The following is a 6536-nucleotide window of genomic DNA, read 5'->3' on the forward strand; positions in this document are numbered from 1 at the left end:
CCCAAACCTTCGCGCTGCGGGGCCCCCCCCCCGCCCCCGCCCCCCCCCCCCCCCCCCGGGGGGGGGGGGGGGGCCCCCCCCCCCCCCCCCCGCCGCCGGCGACTGACCCTTCCCGGAGGTGTGCATGTTCGTCACATCGGCAGTCGTCACCGCAGCAGGTGACACCGTGAGCCGGATCGGGACGATGTTCCTCGGTCTGGCCGTCTTCGGCGCGGTCTTCATCGGCATCCTGCTCCTGGCCTCGCTCTTCAAGGGGCGGGTCGGCGAGAAGGTGCAGGCCGCGGCCTTCGTCGGGCCCACGATCTTCTTCATCGCGATCGCCCTCATCTACCCGGCCATCCTCACGATCCGCCGGGCCTTCTACTCGGGCAAGTTCTTCGACCTCAACTTCGGCACCCCGCGCACCCGCGGCAAGTTCGTCGGGTTCGACAACTTCCAGGCCCTGTGGACCACCCCGGGCCTGCCCGAGGTCTTCCGCAACACCGCGTTCTGGGTCGTCCTCGTGCCGTTCTTCGCGACCGGTCTCGGCCTGCTCTACGCCATCCTCATCGACCGGGCCCGCGGTGAGGCCGCCGCCAAGGCGCTGATCTTCCTCCCGATGGCCATCTCCATGGTCGGCGCGACCCTCATCTGGAAGTTCGTCTACTTCTACAACGGCTCGCCCGACGCCACCCAGGTCGGCCTGCTCAACGCGATCATCACCAAGCTCGGCATGCAGCCGATCGACTTCATCGGCAACCCGCCGGGCAACACCTTCGCGCTCATCGCGATCATGGTCTGGATCCAGGCCGGGTTCGCGATGACGGTCCTCTCGGCGGCCATCAAGGCCATCCCCGACGAGATCATCGAGGCCGCCAAGCTCGACGGGGTCAAGGGCCTGCAGATGTTCCGCTACGTCACGCTGCCGAGCATCCGCTCCTCGGTCATCGTCGTCCTCACGACGATCGCCATCGCGACGCTCAAGGCCTTCGACATCGTCCAGGCCTCCTCCGGAGGCAAGTTCGGGGACTCCATCCTCGCGAACGAGTTCTACAACCGCTCGTTCGTCACCCAGCAGCCGGGTCTCGGTGCGGCCATCGCCATCGTCATCTTCCTGCTGGTCTCCCCGATCATCGTCTTCAACGTCATCCAGCTGCGGAAGGACGCCTGATGAGCACGGCAACCCCGCCCCCCGTCTCGACGGAGATGGCCGAGGACGAGACCCACGTCGAGGCCAAGACCCCGCACGGCTCCGGCGGCTCCGGCCGCCGGTTCGGGCGCTCGGCCACCGGCAACGCCGCCCGGGCCGTCACGAACCCGTGGGCCTCGGCCGTCGCCATCATCATGGCGCTGGCCTGGACCACGCCGACGGTCGGCCTCCTCGTCACCTCGTTCCGCAACCAGCAGGACATCCAGGAGACCGGCTGGTGGCAGGCCCTGAGCACCGGCTTCACCCTGGACAACTACAGCCAGGTGCTCGGCGGCGCCGAGGGCCAGCCGCCGCTGACGGACTTCATCGTCAACTCGTTCGTCATCGCCATCCCCGCGGTGTTCCTGCCGCTGCTCCTGGCCTCGCTGGCGTCCTACGCCTTCGCGTGGATCGACTTCCCGTTCCGCAACGCGCTCTTCGTCGGGGTGTTCGCCCTCCAGATCGTCCCGCTCCAGATCGCGCTGCTCCCGCTGGTCACGATGTACCAGCAGATCGGGATCAACGGCACCTACTGGGCGCTGTGGCTGTCGCACAGTGCCTTCGCCCTGCCGCTGGCCGTCTTCCTCCTCCACAACTTCATGAAGGAGATCCCGGCGTCGCTGCTCGAGGCGGCCCGGGTCGACGGGGCCGGGCACGTGCGGATCTTCTTCCAGGTGCTGCTGCCGCTCATCACGCCGGCGCTGGCGTCGTTCGGCATCTTCCAGTTCCTCTGGGTGTGGAACGACCTGCTCGTCGCCATCACGATGCTCGGCGGCAACGCCGGTGAGGGCAGCCTCGCCCCGCTGACGATGGTGCTCAACAACATCAGCGGCACCCTCGGCAACCGCTGGTACCTCATGTCGGCCGCGGCGTTCATCTCGATCGCCTTCCCCGTGGCCGTCTTCCTCAGCCTCCAGCGGTACTTCGTCCGCGGCCTGCTCGCGGGCGGCACCAAGGGCTGAGCGACCCTCCGCGGACGGGACGTCGCCATGAGCACGATCACGGACGTGGCGCGGGTGGCCGGGGTGTCGGTCGCCACGGTCTCCCGCGCCCTCCGTGGCCTGGACCGGGTCTCCCCGGCCACCCGGCGCCGCGTGCTCGAGGTCGCCGAGGAGCTGCACTACGTCGCGTCGCCGACCGCGACCTCCCTCGCCTCCGGGCGGACCCGGGTGGTCGCGGTCGTCGCGCCGTTCCTCAGCCGGTGGTACTTCGCGACGCTCGTCAGCGCCATCGAGAAGGAGCTGCGGGCCCACGACCACCACGCGATCCTCTTCGACCTCGAGGACGAGACCTTCGACTCCCGGCTGCCGCTGACCCAGAACATGCTGTGGAAGCGCGTCGACGGCGTCATCAGCCTCGACGTCGCGATGGTCCCCGACGAGGTCGAGCTCGTCGACCGGCTGGGCCTGCCGCTCGTCGCCATCGGCTCGCCGGTGCCCGGGCGCCCCTTCGTCGGCATCGACGACCGGGCGGCCATGCGCACCGCCGTCGAGCACCTCGTCGCCCTCGGCCACGAGCGCATCGGCTACATCGGCGTCGTCCCGCAGAACGTCGCCCACGTCCGGGCGCCGCAGGACCGGCTCGCCTCGTTCCTCGCGACGATGGACGACCGCGGCCTCGAGGTGCCGGACGGCTGGGTCCTCGGCTCGGACTGGACCGCCGACGCCGCCGCCCGCGACTGCGCGGACCTGCTGTCGGGCCCGGACCGGCCGACCGCCCTCGTCGCCGCCTCGGACGAGATGGCCATCGGCGTGCGCGAGACCGCCCGCCGGCTGGGCCTGGACGTGCCGCGGGACCTCTCGGTCGTCGGCATCGACGACTTCATGCTCTCGGAGGTCCTCGGCCTCACGACGGTCCGCCAGGACGTCACCGCCCAGGGCCGGGCCGCCGCCGCGCTGCTGCTGCAGGCGCTCGGCGAGGACCCGCCCGCCGCGCCGGCCGAGCTCGTCGTCCCCACCGAGCTCGTCGTGCGCGAGTCGACGGCGGCTCCGGCGGCCGTCGCCCCCACGCCGCTCTAGCGCCCTGCGGCGCCGGGGACCGCGGGCTCAGGCGTCGATGCGCTCCTTGTCGAGGGCGCCCGCGCTGTCGACGATGAAGTCCTTGCGGGGGCCGACCTCGCCGCCCATGAGCAGCTCGAAGACCCGGGTTGCGGCGTCGACGTCGTGCAGGGTCACCTTGCGCAGCGTGCGCTGCCCCGGGTCCATCGTCGTCTCGGCCAGCTGGTCGGCGTCCATCTCGCCGAGGCCCTTGTACCGCTGCAGCGGCTTGGTCTTCCGGCCGCGCTTCTGCAGCGACGCCATGGTCCGGCGCATCTCGGCCTCGGAGTAGGTGTACACGACCTCGTTGGGCTTGCTGCCGGCGTTGACGACCTCGATCCGGTGCAGCGGCGGCACGGCGGCGTAGACCCGACCGGCCTCGACGAGCGGGCGCATGTAGCGGAAGAAGAGGGTGAGCAGCAGGGTCCGGATGTGGGCGCCGTCGACGTCGGCGTCGGTCATGATGATGACCTTGCCGTAGCGGGCGGACTCCAGGTCGAAGGTGCGCCCGGAGCCGGCGCCGATGACCTGGATGATGGCCGCGCACTCGGCGTTGCCGAGCATGTCGGTGACCGAGGCCTTCTGGACGTTGAGGATCTTGCCCCGGATCGGCAGCAGGGCCTGGTGGTCGCTGCTGCGGGCCAGCTTGGCCGTGCCGAGCGCGCTGTCGCCCTCGACGATGAACAGCTCGGTGTGCTCCGGGTCGCTGCTGCGGCAGTCGGCGAGCTTGGCCGGGAGGGTCGAGGACTCCAGCGCCGACTTCCGCCGCTGGGTCTCCTTGTGCAGCCGCGCGCTGATCCGCGACTTCATCTCCGAGACGACCTTCTCCAGCAGCGTCGCCGCCTGCTGCTTGAACGGCCGCTTGGTCGAGGTGAGCACCGCACCGAGCTCGGTCTCGACGACCTTGGCCACGATCTGGCGGACCGCGGCGGTGCCGAGGACCTCCTTGGTCTGGCCCTCGAACTGCGGCTCGGCGAGGCGGACGGTGACGACCGCGGTGAGCCCGGCCAGGGCGTCGTCCTTCTCCACCTTGTCGGTGCCGGCCTTGAGCTTGCGGGCGTTCGCCGCCACCTGGGCCCGCATGACCTTGAGCAGCGCCTGCTCGAAGCCGGCGAGGTGGGTCCCGCCCTTGGGCGTCGCGATGATGTTCGTGAACGAGCGCACCGTCGTGTCGTAGCCGGTGCCCCAGCGCACGGCGATGTCGACGGCGCACTCGCGCTCGACCTCGGTGGGCGTCATGTGGCCCTGGCCGTCGAGCACCGGCACGGTCTCGGTGAAGGTGCCGCTGCCCTGGAGGCGCCAGGTGTCGGTGACCGGGGCGTCCGGGGCCAGGAAGTCGCAGAACTCGGAGATGCCGCCGTCGTGGAGGAAGACCTCCTCGGTGGGCTCCTCGCCGCGCTCGTCGCGCACGACGATGGTCAGCCCCGGGACGAGGAAGGAGGTCTGCCGGGCCCGGGCCAGCAGGCCGGTGGCGTCGAAGGTGGCCTCCCGGAGGAAGATCTGCGGGTCGGCCCAGTAGCGCACCCGGGTGCCGGTGACACCCCGCCGGGCCCGCCCGACGACCTCGAGCTCGCTGTTCGCGGTGTACGGGGTGAACGCGTGCTCGGGGTCCTTGGCCCCCTGCGCGCCCGCGAGGTCGCTGAACACGCCGGGCTCGCCGCGCCGGAAGCTCATCGCGTAGGTCTTGCCGCCGCGGTCGACCTCGACGTCGAGCCGGGAGGAGAGCGCGTTGACGACCGAGGCGCCGACGCCGTGCAGGCCGCCGGACGCGGTGTAGGAGCCCCCACCGAACTTCCCGCCGGCGTGCAGGCGGGTGTAGACGAGCTCGACGCCGGTGAGGCCGGTGCGCGGCTCGATGTCGACGGGGACGCCGCGGCCGTTGTCGCGGACCTCGACCGAGCCGTCCGCGTGGAGAATGACCTCGACGTGGTCGCAGTGCCCGCCCAGGGCCTCGTCGACCGCGTTGTCGATGATCTCCCAGAGGCAGTGCATGAGGCCGCGGGAGTCGGTGGAGCCGATGTACATGCCGGGACGCTTGCGCACGGCCTCCAGGCCCTCGAGGACCTGGAGGTGGTGGGCGGTGTACTCGGACGCGGACTTGCTCGTCGCGGTCTTCTTCGCTGTGGTGCTCGGCACCTCGCCACGGTATCCGGCGGCTCGGACGTCCCCGGACAGGCGCACCGCCGCGGCGCAGGTCAGGGGCCGGGCGCACCGGGCCGGCTCGGCCGGAAGGTCACGATCTCGACACCACCGGCCCGGTTCGCCGACCCTTGGCCTCCGGGAAGCATCGGGCGTGCTTGACTGTTCTACAGGACGCCATCCGAACAGGGTGGTGACCACGAACCCCGGGCAGACCCCGAGCGAGCCGAGGAGGCCGACGTGAACGCCGCACTGGCACCAAGCCTGACCAACGCAGACCGCTGCGACCGCTGCGGCGCCCAGGCCTACGTGCGGGCTCGCCTGCACGCGGGCGGGGAGCTGCTGTTCTGCGCCCACCACGGCCGGGAGCACGTCCCGGCCCTCGCCGACAAGGCCGAGATCCTCGACGAGAGCGACCGGCTGACCGAGCCCCCGGTGACGAGCGTCGCCGACGACTGATGGAGCGGCTGGGGCAGGACGCCTGGGTCGTCCTGCCGCCCCTCCTCATCGCCCTCGGGATCGTCGGCATCGTCGTTCCCGTCCTGCCCGGCCTCCTCCTCGTGGTGGCCGGGCTCGGCGTGTGGGCCCTCGCCACGCAGAGCGTGGTCGGCTGGGTCGTCCTCGTCCTCGGGCTGCTCGTCGCCGGGACCGGCGCGGTCCTGCAGTACCTCGTCCCCGGCCGCCGGATGCGCGAGCGGGGGGTCGCGACCTCGACGATCGTCGTGGCCGTCCTGCTGGCCGTCGTCGGCTTCTTCCTCGTCCCGGTGATCGGGGCGGTCGTCGGCTTCGTCGGCGGCATCTGGCTCGTCGAGACCGGCCGGGGCTCGGGCCGTCAGGAGTCCTGGGCGCGGACCCGGCACGCCGTCCTCGCGATCCTCCAGGGGTGGGGCATCGAGATGGCCGCGGCGCTCGTCGTCGCCGGCCTGTACGTCGTCGGCGTGCTGCTCAGCTGACGTCGACGAGCTCGCGGTCCGCGCGCTGGCGGGAGCGCACGACGAGCTGGGCGGCGCCTCCGGCGGCGAGGAGGACGGCCCCGGGGACCAGCAGCAGCAGTCCCGGGCCGGGCAGGGGGACGAGGACCAGGCCGAGGACGGCCAGCAACGACCCGGCCGCCAGGGTTCCGGCGGCCACGTGACGCAGGGTCACCAGTTGTTCTCGCGGCGCTCCCAGCGCTCGTCGAGGCGGTCGATGAG

Annotated in this window: 7 protein-coding genes; 5 read left to right on the forward strand and 2 right to left on the reverse strand. The window is 71.6% G+C overall.

The window, feature by feature from the left end; all coding sequences use genetic code 11:
- Nucleotides 1-124: 124 nt before the first annotated feature.
- The 3 genes from EPD83_RS16255 to EPD83_RS16265 are packed head-to-tail and all read left to right on the forward strand — an operon-like array spanning nt 125 to nt 3186.
- Complete coding sequence (locus EPD83_RS16255) at nt 125-1150, forward strand: carbohydrate ABC transporter permease (protein WP_128365277.1); 1026 nt, start codon at nt 125-127, stop codon at nt 1148-1150.
- A complete protein-coding gene (locus tag EPD83_RS16260; protein WP_128365278.1) occupies nt 1150-2130 on the forward strand; it encodes a carbohydrate ABC transporter permease in 981 nt (326 codons plus the stop codon). Before EPD83_RS16255 ends, EPD83_RS16260 begins: the two co-directional genes overlap by 1 nt.
- A gap of 27 nt (nt 2131-2157) precedes the next feature.
- On the forward strand, nt 2158-3186 hold the full coding sequence (locus EPD83_RS16265; protein ID WP_128365279.1) for a LacI family DNA-binding transcriptional regulator: 1029 nt from the start codon (nt 2158-2160) through the stop codon (nt 3184-3186).
- A gap of 27 nt (nt 3187-3213) precedes the next feature.
- On the opposite strand, the gene EPD83_RS16270 is transcribed toward EPD83_RS16265, so the two are convergent.
- On the reverse strand, nt 3214-5340 hold the full coding sequence (locus EPD83_RS16270; RefSeq protein ID WP_128365280.1) for a DNA gyrase/topoisomerase IV subunit B: 2127 nt from the start codon (nt 5338-5340) through the stop codon (nt 3214-3216).
- A 243-nt stretch (nt 5341-5583) separates the two neighbouring features.
- Between EPD83_RS16270 and EPD83_RS16275 the strand changes: the two genes are divergently transcribed.
- Together EPD83_RS16275 and EPD83_RS16280 are read left to right on the forward strand one after the other, a co-directional pair.
- Complete coding sequence (locus EPD83_RS16275) at nt 5584-5802, forward strand: DUF7455 domain-containing protein (protein WP_128365281.1); 219 nt, start codon at nt 5584-5586, stop codon at nt 5800-5802.
- The gene (locus EPD83_RS16280) at nt 5802-6296 is read left to right on the forward strand and encodes a DUF456 domain-containing protein (RefSeq protein ID WP_128365282.1); all 495 of its coding nucleotides are present in this window, start codon (nt 5802-5804) and stop codon (nt 6294-6296) included. Before EPD83_RS16275 ends, EPD83_RS16280 begins: the two co-directional genes overlap by 1 nt.
- On the opposite strand, the gene EPD83_RS16285 is transcribed toward EPD83_RS16280, so the two are convergent.
- The gene (locus EPD83_RS16285; protein ID WP_128365283.1) at nt 6289-6474 is read right to left on the reverse strand and encodes a PGPGW domain-containing protein; all 186 of its coding nucleotides are present in this window, start codon (nt 6472-6474) and stop codon (nt 6289-6291) included. The genes EPD83_RS16280 and EPD83_RS16285 overlap by 8 nt on opposite strands.
- Between the last annotated feature and the right edge of the window lie 62 nt (nt 6475-6536).

Origin of the sequence: Phycicoccus flavus (assembly GCF_004025965.2) — a bacterium.
Taxonomy (GTDB): domain Bacteria; phylum Actinomycetota; class Actinomycetes; order Actinomycetales; family Dermatophilaceae; genus Phycicoccus; species Phycicoccus flavus.

What these genes read in the sequence shown, in the direction of transcription:
- EPD83_RS16255 (WP_128365277.1), top strand. Translation starts at nt 125, where the DNA reads ATGTTCGTCACATCGGCAGTCGTCACCGCAGCAGGTGACACCGTGAGC.
- EPD83_RS16260 (WP_128365278.1), top strand. Translation starts at nt 1,150, where the DNA reads ATGAGCACGGCAACCCCGCCCCCCGTCTCGACGGAGATGGCCGAGGAC.
- EPD83_RS16265 (WP_128365279.1), top strand. Translation starts at nt 2,158, where the DNA reads ATGAGCACGATCACGGACGTGGCGCGGGTGGCCGGGGTGTCGGTCGCC.
- EPD83_RS16280 (WP_128365282.1), top strand. Translation starts at nt 5,802, where the DNA reads ATGGAGCGGCTGGGGCAGGACGCCTGGGTCGTCCTGCCGCCCCTCCTC.